Annotated in this window: 19 protein-coding genes; 8 read left to right on the forward strand and 11 right to left on the reverse strand. The window is 46.4% G+C overall.

Annotated elements, in window-relative coordinates:
• Positions 1 to 321 precede the first annotated feature (321 nt).
• Positions 322 to 1,113 carry a TatD family hydrolase gene (locus tag ACQ4MX_RS09260; RefSeq protein WP_431090249.1) on the reverse strand — a complete coding sequence of 264 codons (792 nt, stop codon included), beginning with the start codon at positions 1,111 to 1,113 and terminating at the stop codon, positions 322 to 324.
• Positions 1,114 to 1,198: 85 nt separating this feature from the next.
• A complete protein-coding gene (locus tag ACQ4MX_RS09265; RefSeq protein ID WP_431090251.1) occupies positions 1,199 to 2,023 on the reverse strand; it encodes a nucleotidyltransferase domain-containing protein in 825 nt (274 codons plus the stop codon).
• 242 nt (positions 2,024 to 2,265) lie between these two features.
• On the opposite strand from ACQ4MX_RS09265, the gene ACQ4MX_RS09270 reads away from it, so the two are divergent.
• Positions 2,266 to 3,591: a helix-turn-helix transcriptional regulator gene (locus ACQ4MX_RS09270; protein WP_431090252.1), complete on the forward strand. Its 1,326-nt coding sequence runs from the start codon at positions 2,266 to 2,268 to the stop codon at positions 3,589 to 3,591.
• On the forward strand, positions 3,566 to 4,366 hold the full coding sequence (locus tag ACQ4MX_RS09275) for a WYL domain-containing protein (RefSeq protein ID WP_431090253.1): 801 nt from the start codon (positions 3,566 to 3,568) through the stop codon (positions 4,364 to 4,366). Before ACQ4MX_RS09270 ends, ACQ4MX_RS09275 begins: the two co-directional genes overlap by 26 nt.
• 152 nt (positions 4,367 to 4,518) lie before the next feature.
• Here the strand turns inward: ACQ4MX_RS09275 and ACQ4MX_RS09280 are convergent, their stop codons facing one another.
• Together ACQ4MX_RS09280 and cysK are read right to left on the reverse strand one after the other, a co-directional pair.
• Complete coding sequence (locus tag ACQ4MX_RS09280) at positions 4,519 to 5,496, reverse strand: aldo/keto reductase (protein ID WP_431090255.1); 978 nt, start codon at positions 5,494 to 5,496, stop codon at positions 4,519 to 4,521.
• A 21-nt stretch (positions 5,497 to 5,517) separates the two neighbouring features.
• Positions 5,518 to 6,441: a cysteine synthase A gene (cysK, locus tag ACQ4MX_RS09285; RefSeq protein ID WP_044646611.1), complete on the reverse strand. Its 924-nt coding sequence runs from the start codon at positions 6,439 to 6,441 to the stop codon at positions 5,518 to 5,520.
• 186 nt (positions 6,442 to 6,627) lie between these two features.
• Here cysK and ACQ4MX_RS09290 point away from each other — a divergent pair, with 186 nt between their 5' ends.
• The 3 genes from ACQ4MX_RS09290 to ACQ4MX_RS09300 all read left to right on the forward strand — a co-directional run bounded on the left by ACQ4MX_RS09290 (position 6,628) and on the right by ACQ4MX_RS09300 (position 9,230).
• A complete protein-coding gene (locus tag ACQ4MX_RS09290; RefSeq protein WP_192512365.1) occupies positions 6,628 to 7,836 on the forward strand; it encodes an MFS transporter in 1,209 nt (402 codons plus the stop codon).
• 291 nt (positions 7,837 to 8,127) lie between these two features.
• A complete protein-coding gene (locus tag ACQ4MX_RS09295) occupies positions 8,128 to 8,811 on the forward strand; it encodes a hypothetical protein (RefSeq protein ID WP_431090256.1) in 684 nt (227 codons plus the stop codon).
• A gap of 20 nt (positions 8,812 to 8,831) precedes the next feature.
• Entirely contained in the window at positions 8,832 to 9,230 is a 399-nt protein-coding gene (locus ACQ4MX_RS09300) for a toxin-antitoxin system TumE family protein (RefSeq protein ID WP_134911051.1), read from the forward strand.
• Between the two features lie 79 nt (positions 9,231 to 9,309).
• Here ACQ4MX_RS09300 and ACQ4MX_RS09305 read toward each other — a convergent pair whose 3' ends face one another.
• From ACQ4MX_RS09305 to ACQ4MX_RS09315, 3 genes are all read right to left on the reverse strand, one after another.
• A complete protein-coding gene (locus tag ACQ4MX_RS09305; RefSeq protein ID WP_431090258.1) occupies positions 9,310 to 10,308 on the reverse strand; it encodes a glycosyltransferase in 999 nt (332 codons plus the stop codon).
• Between the two features lie 52 nt (positions 10,309 to 10,360).
• Positions 10,361 to 11,398, reverse strand: coding sequence for a phosphotransferase family protein (locus ACQ4MX_RS09310; protein ID WP_431090259.1), 1,038 nt, complete (start codon positions 11,396 to 11,398; stop codon positions 10,361 to 10,363).
• A gap of 204 nt (positions 11,399 to 11,602) precedes the next feature.
• Entirely contained in the window at positions 11,603 to 12,295 is a 693-nt protein-coding gene (locus tag ACQ4MX_RS09315; RefSeq protein ID WP_431090261.1) for a pectate lyase, read from the reverse strand.
• Between the two features lie 567 nt (positions 12,296 to 12,862).
• On the opposite strand from ACQ4MX_RS09315, the gene ACQ4MX_RS09320 reads away from it, so the two are divergent.
• Entirely contained in the window at positions 12,863 to 13,435 is a 573-nt protein-coding gene (locus ACQ4MX_RS09320) for a shikimate kinase (RefSeq protein ID WP_431091291.1), read from the forward strand.
• 101 nt (positions 13,436 to 13,536) lie between these two features.
• Here the strand turns inward: ACQ4MX_RS09320 and aroD are convergent, their stop codons facing one another.
• The 3 genes from aroD to ACQ4MX_RS09335 all read right to left on the reverse strand — a co-directional run bounded on the left by aroD (position 13,537) and on the right by ACQ4MX_RS09335 (position 16,711).
• Positions 13,537 to 14,301 (reverse strand): type I 3-dehydroquinate dehydratase, encoded by a 765-nt coding sequence (gene aroD / locus ACQ4MX_RS09325; RefSeq protein ID WP_431090262.1) that lies wholly within the window; start codon positions 14,299 to 14,301, stop codon positions 13,537 to 13,539.
• A 105-nt stretch (positions 14,302 to 14,406) separates the two neighbouring features.
• A complete protein-coding gene (locus ACQ4MX_RS09330; RefSeq protein ID WP_431090263.1) occupies positions 14,407 to 15,666 on the reverse strand; it encodes an MFS transporter in 1,260 nt (419 codons plus the stop codon).
• A 133-nt stretch (positions 15,667 to 15,799) separates the two neighbouring features.
• On the reverse strand, positions 15,800 to 16,711 hold the full coding sequence (locus ACQ4MX_RS09335) for a LysR family transcriptional regulator (protein ID WP_431090264.1): 912 nt from the start codon (positions 16,709 to 16,711) through the stop codon (positions 15,800 to 15,802).
• 177 nt (positions 16,712 to 16,888) lie between these two features.
• Between ACQ4MX_RS09335 and ACQ4MX_RS09340 the strand changes: the two genes are divergently transcribed.
• Both ACQ4MX_RS09340 and ACQ4MX_RS09345 read left to right on the forward strand, forming a co-directional pair.
• On the forward strand, positions 16,889 to 18,079 hold the full coding sequence (locus ACQ4MX_RS09340; protein ID WP_431090265.1) for an MFS transporter: 1,191 nt from the start codon (positions 16,889 to 16,891) through the stop codon (positions 18,077 to 18,079).
• A gap of 29 nt (positions 18,080 to 18,108) precedes the next feature.
• Positions 18,109 to 18,999 (forward strand): shikimate dehydrogenase, encoded by an 891-nt coding sequence (locus tag ACQ4MX_RS09345; RefSeq protein ID WP_149095944.1) that lies wholly within the window; start codon positions 18,109 to 18,111, stop codon positions 18,997 to 18,999.
• A gap of 116 nt (positions 19,000 to 19,115) precedes the next feature.
• Here the strand turns inward: ACQ4MX_RS09345 and ACQ4MX_RS09350 are convergent, their stop codons facing one another.
• The gene (locus ACQ4MX_RS09350) at positions 19,116 to 20,342 is read right to left on the reverse strand and encodes an RtcB family protein (protein WP_431090266.1); all 1,227 of its coding nucleotides are present in this window, start codon (positions 20,340 to 20,342) and stop codon (positions 19,116 to 19,118) included.
• Between the last annotated feature and the right edge of the window lie 218 nt (positions 20,343 to 20,560).

Below are 20,560 nucleotides of genomic sequence, written 5' to 3' on the forward strand. Positions count from 1 at the left end.
CCGGAGCTGAATCTCCAGGCAAGCTTTATGCGCAGTAAAAGGTGGATCACCATACAAAACATGATTCGTCGATATGCCTCATATAACCAGTAGCCCAAGCGCAGCCGTCTAGCTTGATTATAAGATATGAACCGAATCTATCGACAACCGCGAAACAAGCGGCATTCCTGTATAGTGTTCCAGGTTTCTCTACGCTGGCATTACCCAGATCAGATTTCACGGTCGATGGCAAGGGCCACCCTCTCAGCCTGACTTTCTCAAGCTCCCGACAATGCTTTTTAATTCACTATAATGTACACCACATCTATTGCTTTGACAATCCTACAATCCGAAAAAACGTTTTGCCGTCTCCGTCGTCGCGATTTCGATCTCCATAATGCTTCGACCTGTACATTCTGCAACCGTAGCGGCAATATGTGCGAGATAGATCGGCTCATTGCGCCCTTCCTTCGGCTTTACAGGTAAATTACGCGGGGTGAGAAATGGAGCATCAGTTTCAATCATCAGACGGTCCAGCGGAATATCCCTGACCAGTTCACGCAAATGCTTCCCGCGTCGTTCGTCGCAGATCCAGCCTGTAATTCCGATGTACAATCCCATGTTTACATACGTATGCAACTCCTGCGCGGTTCCGGTAAAGCAATGTACCACCGCCTTATCTACCAACCCATCATGTTCCCGCAGCATAGCCGCGAAATCCTCATGCGCATCCCGCTCATGCAAAAATAACGGCATTTTCAGCTCACCAGCCAGCTTAATCTGTTCCCCAAACCATTGACGCTGCACATCACGCGGAGAGAAATCGCGGTTATAATCCAGCCCGCATTCCCCGATGGCTACGACCTGCGGCTGACCCGCCAGCGTACGGAGCTGTTGAATCGTATCCGGGGTACAGCCTTTGGCATCATGGGGATGCACACCAGCCGTCGCATACAGCTTTCCGGGGTAACGTGCCGCATACTGAGAAGCCTCCCGGCTGCTGCGGACACTTGTCCCGGTAATAATCAGCGGTGTAATCCCTTCAGCTGCCGCTCTCTCCACCACCTGCTCCCGATCCTCATGAAACGAACGATGCATCAGATTTACACCAATATCAATCAGTGACGTACCCATTTCAGTTCCTCCTTTATAAAACGATAATCTCGGACCATGTTCCCATACCATTATTTCTCCCGATTCATAGTCAACGAACCAGTCTTTACAGATCGGCTTGCCATACTTCCTTCACCGCAGCACGGAACAAATCATCCAGTTGCTGATCACGTCCACCCTCCATATGCTGGAGCAAAGGCGCCTTTTGTTCAAAATAAGCCATTTGCTGCTGGATATAATCATTTACCACAGAAAGCTGTGGCTCAATATCCAGTTCCTCGCCCGCTTTTTTACGTTGCAGCAAATGTCCGATCACCTGATAAAGCCCTGTATCTGCCGGAATTAATTCCTCCAGCAAGTCTTCGAATTCCATCGGAGGCATACTGTTATAGCGTTCAATCCAGCCACACGCCAGCAACGGGCGCAGCACATAAAAATACTTTTTAATCTTCACCTGTTCTCCTTGCAAATAATCCCGATAGTTTCCCCGCGCCATATTCAGATAGTGATACATACAGGACTTAGGCGAAAAAGTTAACGGCGATATAGCGCGAATCTGTTCTGCCACTGAATATGGCTCCAGATAGGGAATCGGGGATTGCAGCCATTCCAACAAAGGCGGATTGGACTTGCGAAACAGATTGAGCGCCTTTTTCAAATCCCAGCCGTTGATATCCAGCAAATCGCTGATTGGACGCTCAATCACATCCCGTTTATCAAAAATGGACAAATACCACTCCACCGGCCTTACATAAATAAAACGTACATCATAGTCACTATCCTGTGAAGGAAATCCCCACGCCCGACTGCCTGATTCACAGGCATATACAATGCGCACCTGCTCCTCCTGCTCCAAAACGCGCAGCTCCTGCAATATCGTTTCACGCATTTCCGGTCTGATTGAATCCCGCTCATGTTTTATATCTGTCATGCTATTCCCTCCCTAACCGCCCTTTTATATCTTGATATTTCCTGAATGCTCCTCATTCATTCTACACCCCGTCTTGGCTGACGGATTCTACTTGGTATTTATATCATCCTATATTTTGCTTGCCGCGAACATGGCGAAAGTATTACAAAGATGAATAAATTCCCTTTTTCCCGCATCTCTTCCCTGTTAGAATAAAGGGATACTTATTTTCGGAGAACGGCAACAGAAACGGGGAATCCGCCATGGCGAGAGAGAGCTTTGATAAAGAAATTCAATTTCTGCGCATGCTGACACTGACGAGTGGCGCTTATAATCGGCAGCAATTTGCAGACAGACTGGGCATTTCCGTACATACCTTTGATAAAACGATCCGGCGTCTCAAAGAAATCGTTCAATCCGTGCAGCAGCAGTTACCAGCGGAGCAGGGACATGACTTCAATGAAATGCTGCGCTTCAACTACTATGAATCCGCTGATCCACTACTGCTATTCCTGTTTCGGGCCAAATCACTCAAGGAGTCGGAAAGCGTCCGCCTGGCCCTTCTGTTGACAGCGCTACAGTCACAACCGCTGACCACCATGGAGCTGCTGGATGCCTGCTGCGACGGGCTGCCTCCCGACAGTACGCTCCCGGATGAGAAAACGATCCGTTCGGACCTGAAATATCTGGTCGAAGTCGGCGTGGTTCGCAAGGAGCCCGGCGGCAGACCTTATCGCTATGCTGTTCGCAATGATCTGGTCACTGGACTGACGGACGAGGAATTACTGGACCTGTATGACTTTGTGGACATTATGGCGAATACGCACCTCTCCTCTGTACAGGGATATCTGCTGCGCGATCTTTTAAAAAAAGCCATGCGTCGTCAAGCCGGAGATCAGGAAATGGTGGAACCTTTTTTATACAAATACCACTATTACTCACGCATTCTGGATGAGGCCCATATTCATCCGCTTCTTCACGCCATTCGGCAACGTCGCTATGTGACTTTTTTGTATTTTTCTACAGCCAAACGAAGCATGTACGGGTCACAGAACACAAATCCGCTGTTTGAAAAAGAAACCGAAGGCCGTGAACACACCATTCTTCCCTTGCAAGTCATCTATGATCATCAATACGGGCGTTGGTATGTGCTGGGTCAGGTGGGGGGCAAAGGAATCATGAAGTTCCGCATGGAGGGCATGACACAATTGGCGGAGGGCGAACCCGTGTCGGAGCAGCGTTTTGCCGACCTGCTGGCCGTGTTGGAAGAAAGAACGCGGTATAGCTGGCTTGTGGATACCGGGCGCACCGTGAAGGTGCGGGTACGTTTTTTCAATCCCGAAGGTGCCAAACGCAACTTTATTCGGGAGCGTGTGCTGTTGCAGGGACAATGGGGAACGATCACGGAGGAAGAAAGTGAATCCTTTATCTATGAAATTACAGTGAATGGAATCACCGAGATTAAACCATGGCTACGCAGCTTTGGATCAAGCTGTGAGGTATTGGAACCCAAGCGGCTGCGTCAGGAATTCAAGCAGGAATGGAAGGAGCTTCAAGCCTATTATGAGCCTATTCGAGAAAATATTTAACTACCAAATCGTCTCGCGGCTGGATGAATCGGGCGCTTTTGCTACTACATCGCAGGAAAGAATTTGGCTCCAGTCCATGCTGGCAGATCCAGCGGCGGCAGAGGCTTTTACCCCGTCTACGCTCGATAAGCTTCGGCTGATGCTCGCAGATGACGAGCCGCTGGAGGTCGATGGCAGCTTGAGGGAAAAAGCAGGCATCCCTGCCTCCCCGGTTTATCATCCGCTCCTGCGTATATTACGTCCCATCCTGCGGTCACGCTCAGGTATCTGTATGAGCTACAGAATGCGCAACGGGCGTGTTCATGAGCGTATATCCGGCTTTCCGTATAAACTGGAATTTTCCATGGTCAAAAAGGAATGGAGCCTGCTTTGGTACAATCGCAGACACCGTGCGTTGATGTCCACCAAGCTGCCTAACATCGTAACCATCACCGAAGAGGAAATTCCACCTGAAGAGACCGAGAAATTCACCCAACGTATACTCGGTATTCTGGAGTCACGCAAAGAACAGGGCATCATCGAAATTATTCCTGTCTACAACGGGGAAATGTCCCGTATTTTATACGCCTTTTCCTGCTTTGAGAAAGAAGTAGAGTATATTCAGGATGCGGATACCTATCGCATTACGCTCACTTTTCAGGCAGACGAAGATGAATATGTACTGTCCAAAATCCGTTTCCTCGGCAAACGCGTCAAGGTCGTCCAAGGCTCCCGGCTCATTTCCCGAATGAAGGAAACAACCGCCAGGGCACTTGCAAGATACGAAGAGGATTAGCCGCTGAAAAAATATTAATACGTCCAATAAAAAAAAGCCCTCACTCTGTCCATAAGACAAAGAGCGGGCCTATTCAATTACGGTTTGTATTACCAAGTCATACTCTTTCATGAAAATGTGCCTGCTATAACAAGCTGAGAAGCATTCCAAAGTTACGGCAAAGCTTGTCCTCGTGCGCTCACATACAGTTCATACCATTCCTCACGGGTCATCAGCTCACTCTGGCGCTCTGCGTCCTGACACGCCTTGATCCGTTCAGGATTGGCGCTGCCAATCACGGGCTGAATCCGTGCCGGATGCTTCATGAGCCAGCCAAGCACGATGGACTCACGTGTCGTTTCCTTTTCAACAGCCAGCTTTTGCACCAGCTCTGCTGTTTGGCGTATATGCTCCGGCTCCCCGTCCAAAGAACCACCGCTAAAACGTCCCTGTGCCAGCGGACCCCACGCTTGAAGCTGAATATCCTCCGTTTGGCAGAATTCCATTAAGCCTTCGCCAAAATGGACATTCGTCCCCGCTTGTTGATTCACATGCACCGTCTGATCTATAAAGTGTAGATGCGCCAGGCTCATCTCCAATTGATTAGCAATCAGCGGCTCCGCCAGGCTGCGCTCCAGAAACTGAATTTGGCTTACATTCATATTGGAAACGCCAAAATGCCGTACTTTACCGGATGTCTTGAGCTTGCTGAACGCCTCCGCCACTTCTTCCGGCTCTACCAGTGGATCGGGACGGTGCAGCAGCAGGATGTCCAAATATTCGGTGCCCAAACGCTTCAGAATACCATGCACAGACTCCATAATATGAGCATATGAAAAATCAAATCGCCCTGGGAGCGTACCATCTGGCAGGAAAATGCCGCATTTGGACTGGATAACGATCTGCTCGCGCAAACCAGGCTGTCCCTTCAAAATCCGGCCGAAAATTTCTTCCGCTTTCCCCATACGATAGATGTCTGCATGATCGAACATCGTAATGCCGATGGAACGTGCGGCTTCCACCGCTCTTTCTGCTTCAACAATATGCTCCTGCGTAAATGGCGCCTGGCTCCATTCTCCGCCAAAAGGCATACAGCCCAGAACCAGACGACTATCGGAGATTCCACGTTTCTGTAAAGGCATAATCTTCATATTGTTCCTCCTTCACTCTTTTTATCCGAAAATCCCCATGCTCAAATAACGCTCTCCTGTATCCGGGGCAATACAAAGCACCCGTTTGCCCGCTCCCAAGCGCCGCGCTTCCTGAATTGCCGTCCATATTGTAGCTCCGCTGGAAGGTCCGACAAGAATTCCTTCCTGAGCAGCAATGGCCCGTGTCATCGCAATCGCATCCTCATCCGAAACCTGTATGATTTCGTCATAAATATCCGTATTCAGTACGGCAGGAACGAATCCCGGGCTAGTACCGACCAGCTTATGCGGACCAGGCTTGCCCCCTGACAGCACTGGCGAACCCTTCGGCTCCACCACGACAACCCGCAGATCCGGCAAATGCTGGCGCAGTACCTCACCCGTTCCTGTAATCGTACCGCCTGTTCCCGAAGAAGCGACGAACACGTCCAGCTTGCCTTCTGTCTGCTCCAAAATTTCAAGTGCAGTCGTTGTACGGTGGATATCCGGGTTGGCCTCGTTTTCAAATTGATGCGGGATAAAGCTCCCTTCAATCTCAGCCCCCAGCTCCAGCGCCTTGCGAATCGCTCCTGACATCCGTTCTTCCGCTGGTGTCAGCACAACCTCAGCCCCATACGCTTTTAAAATATTGATTCGTTCCCTCGTCATATTCGACGGCATGACCAAAATCGCACGGTAGCCTCGGGCAGCCGCATTCATCGCCAAACCGATCCCCGTGTTGCCACTGGTCGGCTCAATAATGGTTCCACCCGGCTTTAAGTGTCCAGCCTTTTCCGCCTCGTCAATCAAATTACCCGCCGCCCGATCCTTAACACTGCCGCTGGGATTAAAGTATTCCAGCTTCACATACACTTCCGCATCCTGCGGTCCGGTCAACCGTTGAAGCCGCACACAAGGCGTATCTCCAATTAAATCTGTAATACTATGTACCACTTTAAGCGTCATCATTGTATCCTCCTTGGATGAGTCCATATTATAAAAATAACATATTTAACCCGCTCATACCTGTCGCTTTTGTAAAATACATAAATCTTATCTGCTTAGTATGTAAAATTCTTGCAAATGGGTCGCAAGATGTGGCTTCTAATGATATACTCGCATTACTATTTTTCAGGAGGATACAAGACATTTATGAGTACTCAAGAAAATTTGACAGCCCATCGCTTTCCACCCTCCTTGCTATGGTTGACACTCGGTGCCTTCGCCATCGGCATGACCGAATTCGTCATTATGGGGCTTCTGCCTAATGTAGCCCAGGATCTTCATGTTACCATCCCGCAAGCCGGACAGCTAATCACCAGTTACGCGCTTGGTGTAGCCATTGGCGCACCTGTGCTCACCGTATTGACTCACAAGGTACCGCAAAAAAAGCTGTTATGCCTGCTGATGATTATATTCATTTTAGGCAATCTTTTTTCCGTCATTGCTCCCAACTACGAGCTTCTGATTGTAGCCCGTATGGCTACCGCGTTATCGCACGGAACCTTTTTGGGAGTGGGTTCCCTGATCGCGGCGCGGCTGGTCCGTCCTGATAAGCGGGCTGGTGCCATCTCCATGGTGCTGACCGGACTGACCGTAGCCAACATTATCGGCGTGCCCTTTGGCACCTTTATCGGACAGCAGCTCGGCTGGCGTGCTTCCTTTGGAGCCATCGTTGTGATCGGCCTGATTTCTCTCTTTGGCATCATCCGGTACATTCCGGTCATGCATCAGGACAAGCCTTCCAGTCTCAAACAAGAAGTCCGAAGCCTGTTTAATCCGAAGGTACTGCTGATGCTGCTCACAGGTGCTGTCGGTTGTGGTAGCCTGTTCACCGTCTTTACGTACATCACGCCTTTACTGACCGACATTAGCGGCTTTGCCGAGCATAGCATTACGTGGATTCTCGTCCTGTTTGGCCTCGGCGTAACCATCGGCAACATCGTCGGCGGCAAGCTCGCAGATTGGAAACTGCTGCCGTCGCTGATCGCAAACTATGCCGTATTGGCAGTTATTTTGGCCATCCTGACGTTCACGCTTCAAAGCCCGGTGCTGGCCGTCATCACTGTCTTTATCTGGGGCATTGCCGCGTTCGGCATTATGCCCGGCATTCAGGTTCGCATCATGAATCTGGCCTATGAGGCTCCTTTGCTCGCTTCTACCTCCAGCCATTCCGCATTGAATCTGGGCAATGCAGGAGGCGCTTTTATCGGCGGGGTCGTCATTAACCAAATGGGACTCGCCGCCATCCCATGGGTCGCATCTCTTATCACTGTCGGTGGCCTGCTTCTCATGCTGGTCAGCTACGTCATCGACCGCAGAACTGCTCAATCTGAAGCCGTAGCGGGGATACAATCCTAAATTGGATTAACTCGTTAGAGAAACCTTGGCTACAGATATTGAGTTTTGACCTATTTGATATCAGCACTGCGAAACATCGAAGAGATTCTTGTGATAAGTCACACAGGGATCTCTTTTGATTTCTACACCAACAAAAACTAACCTTATCGCACTTTCGATATTAATTTTTTTCAAATCTTTTAGGTATACAAATAAAGGGGACAGATACAATGGAAATATAGGAAGTTGTAGTTTATTTGCAGTTTAACTTGCAGTTTGATTGCAGTTTATTTAGAATGGAGGCATAAAGAGGTGAATATGGTGGCGTTATCAACAGAGGATAAAATAATATTCGAAAACTTCATAACTGAATCTTCACGATCCCCGGAGAAAGCAGAAGTTATTTTGAAGGTTTTTCATAACATCGCTGTGAGATTTAATGCGTTACCTGCAAACTTGGAATCAGAAATTACTGAAATCATTCAGTTCGGACGTGTAGGCGATGAGAACTTAGATATCCTTACAAAAGGTTTAAAGGACATAAGCGCTAGTATACTCACTCTGGCGGAGGAAGAAATATCACCTTCATATTCGACAGGGCAGTTAGCTAAAATGTTTGGAGTTAGTATATCAACTATTAACAACTGGATTGCCGCAAAGCGATTTGTAGGATTCGTCAGAGAGGAAAAAAATAAACAGGCCCGAATTAACGCTCGAACCTTGTGGATCTCCCCTACAGGAGAACACATTTCCTTGAAGGAAGTAGCTACATTATACAAAGAAAACCAAACCAAGTTAAACATGGATAAGACCGAATCTCAAATAAATCACATTCGTTATTCTGTAGATATGATCAATTTTTATGAAGAACGATATGGTAATTCGTTCGAACATGTGCTTAAAGAGAAAGGAGAACCAAGTATGTCTAATGATTTTAAATGGTCAAGAGAAGGTAAAGAGTGGCGAGCTTCTCTTCAAGAAATCAGCCCTAATTGATAGGAAATCCTGCTTCAAACTTGGAGTTATTGAAAAGAACCTTCGGGGATGCCATTTCGCTTGTTCGAGATACAGATAGCACTGGCAAGACAAGCACCGCTTACGCCCAGCGAGCGACCCTTGTTTTTGTAGATGACTCCAAGTTATACATAACTGAACATATACGACACGGTGTTATTACACACTATTACTACGATTGGATTAGCAAAGACGATAAACAGGTTCTAGCTAAATTCCACTGTGAACCACATCAAGATGAGGATTATCAAACTACAACAGAGCCCTACCACATTCATCCGCCTGAGTACTCAAAGTTAACGAACCAAACCCGCTTTGCTAACCATTCATTTACTAGCTTATTTGCCATAGTAGAAGGTATATTTTTATTTCATATTATCCCCAACAAACCACATATTTAGAATTCAAAAAGGAGAGGGTAACCCCCTCTTCCTTTTACTTATTCAAACGATGGCTTTTAAATACTGCGACGTTACCTGCTCAGCTTAACCAATTCTCGAAAAAGTCCCGATACCCCTGCTTCATCACCCTGCTCGAAAACTTCTCCATGGCATACGACTGATTTTCCGTGGAAACCCGACGGGGTGAGGCAGTAGCCATATTGACCAGCTCGAACCAGTTTTTCTCATTGCCCGAAAAAGAGTGCGTGGAGCTGATATGTCCGTAGCAAGGATGCTCAGGCTTCACGACGATTTTCCCCATAGCCAGTGCTTCGGTCAGCGGCATCGCAAACGTGTCGAATTTGGAGCAGCTCCAGTATACTTTCGCCGTATTCATCAGCGCGAATACCTCATCCTGCATCAACGCAAATTGAAGCTTCACATTGTCAGGGATATCGTACTTCTTCATGCTTTCCTTATAGCGTTCTCCGCCAAACACCATGTAAACTTCCTTGTCGGGATTATGCCGCGCATACTCCAATACCAGATCAGGACGCCGATTCTCTTCATCCCTTCCGATCCACATCACCCGATTCTCCACTACCTGCGAAGGGTCAAAATGCTTTTCCACCAGCCGCTCATTAAATCCAATCGGGATAACTGTCACATCCGTTACACCAAATTTGGATGCCATCTCCTGCTTGAGAAAATCAGTCTGCACAATAGCCTTGTCCACGATCTGATAAAAAGGCTTCATCATCTCATAGCCTGTAAGCGCCGGATCAGGAAAACTGTGCGGAAAAAGCACGCTATTTTTAAAGAACATTTTTAAATATGTAAAGCCGGATACCGTATAAATAACATCCTCAATCTGCTGCTCATGAAGCTGATCGAGCACCACGTCATAATTAACAAGATCACCCTTTTCATGCTCATAACCGGGAAGCCAGTCATGGCTGCTAACATGGCGCTCCGGTGACACAAATACGATATCCACGCCCAACTCCAGCCCGATCTGCTTCAGACGTTCCGCAAAAATACGCGGGCCCTGCGCTTCGGCAAACTGTATTTTTCTCATGACCAAACCGACTTTTTTCATATATGTCCCCACCTTTGTTTACGATCTGTACACACGCTGTAGCTCAAACTCTTTATTCACACCTTCTGACTTGTCCCCATTCCAGCATCGCTGCGCATTGGTTCAAACAGGCTAACGCCTCGCCCCGTTGGGCCTCTAATTGCTCTCTTGACCATTTATCACCGTTTATATGCAATTTCGTTCCGATCCTTCGCAAATCACTTTCAATTAACAACAGCATCCACAGTGAAAATACCACGGCAAACATGCTGTATTCTTGCATAAATGTGCCCCGCTCCAGTCCTGCTCCCAGCAGCTCCATCTGCTCCAAATACCTGTCCAGCAAGCAAATTCGCAAGTCGGGCGTCATACGCCGGGGAAACAACGGATGGGACATGTCGATCAGATGATACACATCCCAAAGCGGTGTGTTCAAATGGGTATGCTCCCAATCCAGCACCACGAGCCGATCCCCGCTTAGCGCATAGTTTCCCGGATGAAGGTCACCATGAGACAGCACTAGCTGCGGTGAAAAAACGAACTGATCCAACTGTGCATACATACGCTGAACCTGCTGTTTAGGAACCCCTAACGAGCTGCAAAGCTTCAACACATCAAGCTGGCGCATGTACAGCTCAGCAACCAAGTCTTGAATAAGCGGCTTCGGGCCGCGCTGTGGCATTCCAACAAAACCATCCGGTGGCAAAGCATGCCACCCGGCTACAAGTCCAACCACTTGCAACATGACTTCTTTATCATGCAGATGATCTAATGGACCAAGGTCCTCAAAAATCATCCACTCCCCACTGCCATCTTCCCCCGAATCAGACCAGGCAAGCAATCGGGGATAAATCGACGGTAGTGAAGGAAGTACATGCTCATACACCCATCTCTCCCGGCCTGCTTGCTCATCATTGGTCAATGGCTTGAACACATAACTCTCAGAAGGTGACACGTAAAAACGTTCAACATGCCGACCATTTGTACCTGTATATAAAACTTCCCGACTCCATACCTGCGTATCATTCAAAGTACCGTCAACATTCACATATGGATGAAATAGATTCATAGCTACCCAACTTTTTTGTATAAAATGTAATAGCACGATCATATCACAGTACTCGTTCTGAACGAAGCCCGGCTTGTCTTTTGAGCATTCCAACGGTATCTTTCAGTAGCACGAAAAACAAATAAAAGCTAAATAGGGGCTTGTCCCATTCAGATCCAAGCGATCTGTTGGACAAGCCCCTTCTCATTCAGGCAAAGATAGAATCAAAATCTACCGATTTCCATCCCCGCTCCTATCCTATTCCGATTAATATTTACTATTCCCGGACTCGCTCGTATTACCGGATTTAAAGCCCTTGAACAATTGTGGCACATTATGATAACGAGTGTTCGTGATTTTAGCTTTGCTGTTAGGACCATCCGATCTCAGGATCGAATCCTTTACGTTGGAAATATCCGAGTTATCCAGAGTCATATTCACTGTGAATTTAGAGCCCCCAAGTTGGCGAACCAGCTTTCCGATATCATCGGCTCTAAAGTTTTTAATGTTAATTGTGCCTTCCGCATTGATTTGGAACACTTTGTCATATGCATGATACGCTCCGCCGCCCGTAATGTTTACCGTGCCTGCTTCTTTAAGCGTCAAGGCATCTTCACCTACATCCTCCCATGTTACGTTGGAGATCGTGCCATTACCATAAACATGTACGCCATCCGCAGCAGGCGCAGCAATGATCACATTTTTCAAAGTTGCACCATTTTCAAGCTTGAAAATAGGCTTTTGGGCCTCAGCCTGACTTCCGTCACCCAAGGTTTTTGGATCAGCAACTACAGTCTTCCCCTTACCATCGTATACTTCTCCAGCTTTTACAAGAATGGTTTTACTAACGACTTCTGGAGCTGCATGGGCAGAATAATTACCGACGAATAAAGCGACCAACATACCTGATAAAAAGATACCCATTCCTTTTTTCAATACTTTAGCTGTGTTTGTGTTCATTTCAATTCATCCCTCTCGTACATGTTTTTTTATTTCCGCCACTCAATTCGTAGTTGACTAGAGCCCGTAGACCATATCACCGCCTTTATACAATGAACCCAATCGACCGATACATGTCTATAACATATATGTAACTATTAAGATATGTATACTTGGTATTTGGTTCAAAGTAGGTTACTTACCTTGTATAAAATAAACACATAATGTAAATACAGCGATTTCATTTACATTATGCATAATTCCATTATAATCGCACTTCCAATAATTTCAATATATTTTTCGGTAAATTATGCTCTTTTTTTCAATTAAGTACACAAAATTCACTTTTTTATACTTGTACAAGTTTATTTTTCGCAAAATTACGCATGAAATTACTTTATGTACTAATCCGTCTTACATTTTCAATATCATCCATATGGTAATGAACACCATTTTTATCTTGTTCCTTTCTCCTAAAGTGATCTATGCTATTGAATGACACGTTTGATGAACGTATAATATATTTATGTATTTAGCGCTTTGAAGCGTTACAATCTCAACATTACTGGTGGGAAAAGAGTGGTTATGATGCAAAACAAGAGAGAGATTCCATTAAGAGAACAGAATATTGTGCTCATTGGCTTTATGGGTGTAGGCAAAACAACGATCGGTTCCCATCTCGCGCGCAAGCTGTATCGGGACTTTGTGGATATTGATCAGGAGATTGAACAAGAGTACAACATGCCGACAACAGAAATTTTCAAAACATATGGAGAAAAAAGATTCCGTGAGATTGAAAAAGATCATATTCTCAAACTATGCAGCAATACCCGCCTGAAAGTCATCTCGGTTGGCGGCGGTGCCTTTTTACAAGAAGAGGTTAAACAGGCCTGCTTGGCTTCATCTATTGTCTTCTTTTTAGATTTAAATTGGGAATCCTGGAAGGATCGACTCAAGATGCTCATCGATACCCGGCCCAATCTGCAAAACAAGAATTTGGAGGAAATCGAAGCTCTTTTCCGTTCCAGACAGGACATTTACGCGGTGAATCACTCCAGGATCGATACAGATCAGTTGGATGCGGAAGAAGTCGCAGACTATATTATTCAAACTCTAAATCTCGGTTGGGAATTGTATGAGCCCACCCGTGGATTGAATTAGAGTTACAAAAAAGGAGGGCTCCAGCATGCTTATCACATGGGGGCCTTCCTTTTTTGTTCACTGCGGGTACCTTGCTTGCTGGCAGTAATGCCATGCGTCTTTTAAGAATGCCTATGCAGTACCGTCAATATCTCTCTCAGTTCAGTGACAGGAATCTGCCCCGGCGCGGAAGCTTTCTTAGCGGCACCAAAGGTTAAAGCTGAACCAAACAGCTCTCCGGTCAGACGGCTCACGACACCTTTTCCCGCCATCGACATCGTAATAATAGGCCGATCTGCATATTCCTCTGCCATGGTACGGGTGGCATCCAGCAAGGTCAGCACATCGGCCGTACTTGTCGGCATGACCGCTATTTTAGGCAGATCGCCTCCCAACTCCTGAGCCTTACGCAACCGAGATACGATTTCCTCCTTCGGCGGCGTCTTCTGGAAATCGTGGTTGGATATAATCACGGATACGTTATGCTTATGCGCAGCTTCCACCAGCGTCTTCACATCGGCTTCGTCATTAAAAAGCTCCACATCAATGATATCTACCTGTCCCGTTTCGGCTGCCGTGCGGTTCAACTCCACATAACTCGCTGTACTGATTTCCTTTTCCCCACCTTCCCGGGCGCTGCGGAACGTAAAGACGAGCGGAATATTCGCCAAGATGGACCGGATTTCAATCAAGGCAGCCTTAACCTTCTCCAAATCCTCTACATGCTCGAAAAAATCGACTCTCCACTCCACGATATTCAGGTCGAGTGTACGCAAATGGGTAGCTTCTTCCTTCAGTTGCTCCAACGTTTCTCCCACCATCGGAACACAGATTTTAGGCGCGCCTTCACCGATCAAAACATCTTTCACCTTTACGATTTTTGCCATATCTAACTCACTCCCAAATCATAGTTTTAAATCAAGCATTTACAATATTTCATAGTATAACGCATTCTGAATGAGCCAGCTGATGATTAGGTTCAGCCTGTCCTACTATTCCGTTTCCAGCGCGATTTTGGAGGGCAATTCGCGATTCGCTGGAAAAACGGTACTGTATCGGAAATTAACAAATACCGCCAGCACCATACCCAACACATTCACAATAATAGCCAGCATGAACACACTGGATATTTGGGAATGTTTCAAAAGGAACCCCGTAAACACAGGAATGACCGTGTATGACAGAGAAGTTGCCGTGTAAATAAATCCCGTAATCTGTCCTTTACGTTGACTGAAAAATTCACTCATCACGGTCAATGTCAGCTGAAGCACACCCGAAATGGAAAACCCGATGACACATGAGCTAATAATGGCCGCAGCCTGTGATTTGAAAAGGAGCAATGCTCCAAAAGCCAACAAAGAAATGCATGGATAAATGAGAATAATGTGAACAGGTTTGATCCACTTTCTTAACACAATCACCAATACGAACACGGATACGAGAGAACCGACATTGTAATAGACTAATAACCTCAGGGACTCTGATTCAGTCATACCGATAAACTGCTGTCCAAAAGTAGGCAGCCACAACTGAACGATGTACAGCAAGGTAGGCCCGGTAAAGCCGAGAACAATAAGGCACAGTCCTTCTTGCCAGAAGCGCGGCTTGCTCCGGTCATTTGATTTTAGCTCCACCTTTTGTTCCACGTCAGACACGGTAGTATCGTGAACTGGCTCCTTGGGCGCCTGAACCTGCATGTCTGGAAATTTCATTTTGAACAGGTAAATCGCATTCAGAGCAAATATGAGTGCCGGTAAAAAGAATGAGAATCCGTAAAAAATATCGTGATTCATAAGAAAGATAATCATTAACGGCAAAAACGCCGCTCCGATGGATATAAAACCTCTCACCAATACAGTAGCCGAACCGGAAGATTGAGGAAAAGCTTCGATCAGAGCTGGATAGGTGCCTGAATCGAGAAAAGAATTCGCTACACCTGCCAGCACAGCCAGCACCATCGCAATTTCAAAGCTGGGGCTTAGCGGTATACCAACCAAAAAAACGGCCATTAGTAGCCCTGCGGCTATAATAAACGGCTTGCGACCATAACGGTCGGAAAGCACCCCGGATATGTACAGCGTAAACAGCCTGCCAAATCCCATTGCGGATACCAGAAGACTGATTCCCGCCTGATCTGTATGCAAATGCTCGGTTAAAAAGGACATGTGTGACGCTAGCATTATATTAAACATACCGAACAGAAGATAGTTTACATAAAGGCCGGTCGCCACTGGAAAAGAAGAACGTTTCATCGTGAATTCACCTGCTTTTGTGAGTAAGTCTTGTGGTGCCACTAATGTGAATCATTTCACATCATCTGTGTCGATGATGAAGTATAGAACACATTTTTAAATTTATCAAGTTTAAATATTGCGAGACACACATTTAGACACGCTGATGTGTTTTCAAATAAAATTCCTCACCGTAGCTTAGCGCAAAGTTCCGAAAGTCCACTACAGCCGGGGATAAATACCTGTTTTTAATGCTCGCCAGATAGATAAAACGCTCATATTCGGGATTAACAATAGGCAATGTTTTGACGTTAAAATAATCCAACGATGAAATTCGGGGCATGACCGCAATTCCATAATTCACAGATACCAGCCCTGCCATCGCCGTGTCCTCTTCAATCTCGCAAATAATCTCCGGAGTAACTCCTACTCTGGCGAATAGATTTTCAATAATGGGACGTATACCGCTTTTCTTGTTAAAAAAGATAAAAGGATAAGCCGCCGTATCCTTGAGATCGATTTGGTCCAGCGAAGCCAGCGGATGATCTGGTGAAACAATAACGACCAGCTCCTGCTGAGCCAGCGGAATGAACTCAACGTCCGGTTCATTTTCCATGTGAGAACAGAACGCCACATCGTAATGCTCCTGCTTCAAGCCCTGGATAATATCGTTCGTGTTCCCTTGGTGAAAAGAAAAGGATATATCTTTACGGGCATCCGAGGCGGAGAAGGCCTGAATAATCGCTGGAATGAAGTGCGAGCCTAACGTGTAAATGAACGCCAGATCCACATTCCCATGGCTTGGACTAACCAATTCCCGCAAGTTGTGCTCTCCCTTCTCCAATTCATCCATCGCATGCTCCACATATTTCAGGAAAAATCGTCCGTATTTGTTCAGCCGAATATTCCTCCCCTGCTTTTCAAACAAATGAACCCCCAGATTCTTTTCTAATTCTGAAATCGCATGGCTTAAACTGGGTTGAGTAATACATAGTCGTAAAGCTGCTTGGGTAAAATGCTCCATCTCTGCAAGTACACGAAAATATTGTAAGTGCTTCAGGTTCATAATTATGTAGTTCCCTTCTTTAATTTATATTTTAAATTATAGACCTAAACTATGAAAAACGACAGAAATATGCATTGGATTTATAATAGCACTCCTTATATAATAAAGGCACAGAATCAATGTGAATAATTTCACTATTAGACCATGGATCTAAAAATTAAGTTGGGAGCTATACTCATGAAAAATCCTTATATCAGAATGGCAACAGGGCTTTACATCAACTATTTTCTTCTGGGTATGATCAATGTTATCCTCTCCTCAAATATGAGCTTCCTGACCGTGCAATTGAACACGGATAAAGCAGCCATCGGCTATCTGGTGTCAGCGATCGGGATCGGTAAGCTGCTGGCTCTCGGGGTAGCCGGGAAAATGTCAGACAAATACGGAAGAAAGCCGCTCGTTGTGATTGCATCATTTGCTTATTTAATTTTCCTGATCGGTATTCCCCTTGCACCCAATTATACGTTGGCATTCGTATTTGCCATTATCGCAGGACTTTGTAACTCCATGATGGATTCGGGAACGTATCCCGCATTAATTGAAGGTTTCGGAAAAAAAGCCGGCTCTGCAACGGTGCTGGTTAAAGCATCCGTCTCCATTGGTGCCATTATTATTCCGTTCATGATCGCATTCTTTATCAATCACGATATGTTCTACGGATACTCTTTCTTTATCCCGGCAGGTATTTATCTGCTGAGCGGTATCTTCTTGTCGATGACAGCCTTTCCTAATCACAAGGCTGAGGAACAAAAAGCTCCAACCGAGGCTGCCCAATCCGTGGATACATTCCGCACCGAGCCTAAGTTTTGGCAGGAGGGTCTGTCCCTGATCATTATCGGGTTTACTTCCACTGTATTGTTCATGGTCGTGCAGCTATGGCTTCCTACCTTTGGGCAAGAGGCTTTGGGTATGGAGAAAGCCAGTGCTATTAAACTGCTGAGCTACTATAGTATAGGTTCGCTGGTTTCCGTTATTCTGTTAGCCGTGGTACTTGGCAGATTCATTAAACCGGTTACTGTCATGATTGTGTATCCGTTTATTGCCCTGCTTTCCTTGCTGGCTTTAATTACTTGGCACAATCCTGTCGCTACGATAATCAGTTCGTTCTTAATCGGATTGTCTACCGCAGGTATATTCCAAATTGCTCTCACTGTTATGACGGAATTCTTCCGCAAAAACAAAGGAACTACGACTTCTCTCGTGAACATTGCAGCCAGTCTTTCGTTCATCCTGATGCCGCTAGCTACCGGGAGCATGTCCAAGAGCCTTGGAATTACTTCCGTGTTCATTCTGGATATTGCGATTGCCGTAGTCAGTATTTTGCTGGCCGTGTTTGTTGCTTATCGATATAAAAAAGTGTTTCATTAAACTACACAGATAACTTGGAGGCTTATATCATGAAAAATGCTGGGCGTATTGACGGAAGAACACAATTAATCGGATTGCTTGCTACACCGATCGGACATTCTTTGTCCCCGGCTATGCATAATCTTGCGTTTGAAAAACTGGGCCTGAACAACGCGTATATGGCCTTTGAAGTAGGAAATGAACAACTGGAAGAAGTGGTAAGGGGGATGCGTGCTTTGAACATACGCGGTTATAACGTGTCCATGCCTAACAAAACAGCCATTGTGCAGTACCTTGACGAACTGGACGACAGCGCTAAATTTACAGGTGCCGTCAACACCGTCGTGAACACGGAGGGTAAGCTGAAAGGCTACAGCACAGACGGATCTGGTTATGTTCGTAACTTGCGTGAACACGGTATTGATCTGAAAGGCAAAAAAATGACACTCGTCGGCTCTGGCGGTGCAGCTACACCCATTGCTATTGAAGCAGCTCAAGCAGGTCTGGCTGAAATTTCAATCTTTGCCCGTAATGATCAGTTCTTTGCCCGTGCAGAAGAAAATGTCCGTATTATTAATGAAGATATGAAACACACCCAAGTCAAAGCGAATATATATCCTCTGGAAGATCAAGAACAACTGCGTGAAGAGATCCGCACAAGTCATATTTTCGCAAACGGAACAGGTGTCGGCATGAAACCACTGGAAGGAAAAAGCGTGCTTGAAGATGTATCCATGCTTCGTTCCGACCTGATCGTGACCGATGTAGTATACAGCCCGGCTAAATCCAAGCTGATGGAACAAGCCGAATCCGTAGGTGCAACCGCCATTAACGGTCTGGGCATGATGCTGTGGCAGGGCGCACTTGCTTTCGAGCTGTGGACAGGCCAGGAAATGCCGGTCTCTTATATTAAAGAACAGCTTTTTGCTGACAAGCTGTAAACATAGAGCTACTAACAAACGCATCAAGCAATGAATTCCTTCTATTATATACTCATTTATGTACTCAAAAGACTATGCTCGGCGAATGAACACTTCTGCCATGCATAGTCTTTTTATTAATCCTTATACGGATCGAACTCATTCGCCCCCGCCATACATACTCCAATAGGCTTGAGCTCATGCAGAACCTCCACCGTCTCAGCATGAGCGTCCAGCACCTCGCGCAGCTTGCGGTAAACGAACGGGCTTTCATCCGTACCCGCTCCGCGCAGCTCGACACCATAGTTCTGAACGGCTTCCTTCATCTGCAAGTCCGTAATCTGCCCGCCGCTGCGCGTACGGGTTTTCCAGTTCATTTTACCGGCTGCCTGCGTACGGCTCATAATGCGTCCTGCACCATGAACTGTACTATAGTAGGAATCGCGATTTTCTACCGTATCCTTCCCACGTACAATCACCGAAATATCGCCCATGCTTCCGCCAATAAAACCCGTTTGACCAGGAGCCGAGGGAGTAGCACCTTTGCGGACTACAATCGTGTCACGTCCATCATGCTGCTCTTTCCAAGCGTAATTATGGTGATTATGCACGGCAAAGTCCGCTTCGGTGCCCATAATGCCAAGCACCTGATCTATTACATAATCCCGTCCCGCATAAGCATACCGTCCGGCAAGACGCATCGCACGGTAGTACATATCCCCCAACTCACTATTCATGTCCAGCAGCACTGGCGGTTGATCCATATGCTCTCCCGGCGCTTTTCCGAGAAACTCCCGCCCTGCCGCCAAGTTTAGAAATCCGCTTGCTGTTTTGTGTCCAAAGCCCCGGCTTCCAAAATGATTCGCAATCCAGACCTGACCTGTCGCTTCCTCCACGAATACGTCAACAAAATGATTACCACTCCCCACCGTACCCAACTGGTCTCTCGCCAAGGATTTCAGCTTGTCATGCTCCTGTTTCCCAATCGCAGCATATACCGCCCAATCCGGGTCATCGAACAGCTCATGATCTACCTGAACCGCATTTACACGGCCTACGCCAAAGGAAATATGACGTGCAATCTCATCCATAATGGATGAAATACGTGGCAAAATATCTGCTGCGGACAGCTTGGTCCTAACTGCCTTGTTTCCGCATCCGATATCATACCCGACACCCGAAGGTGAAATTTGTCCGTCATATACCATCACGCCACCAATCGGCTGACTGTAGCCTTTATGATGATCCGCCATCAGCAGCGCTTGAACCACATTACCGTTCTCGGCACAAGTACGGGCTTGAGATAACGCTCCTGAATCGGGTACTCCCCACACGCGCACTCCGTTGATTTCTTGATAAGCCATCGTTTCAGCCTCCTATATTTTGCTTCATATTCAAACGTTAAACCTGTTAATAGCATTATGTACGTTTTACCAGCTTCCGAACAGGGCGTAAGTATTACAAGCACAGCAGCAGACGTCCCCTAATAGAATGAAAAGGATATCCATGCAGCCAACAAGGCTGTAGGATATCCTTTTATACTATTCATATAGATCGCTCTGCTTTACATCATCGATGATGC

The sequence above is a fragment of the Paenibacillus sp. 8b26 genome (assembly GCF_050626875.1).
GTDB lineage: Bacteria > Bacillota > Bacilli > Paenibacillales > Paenibacillaceae > Paenibacillus.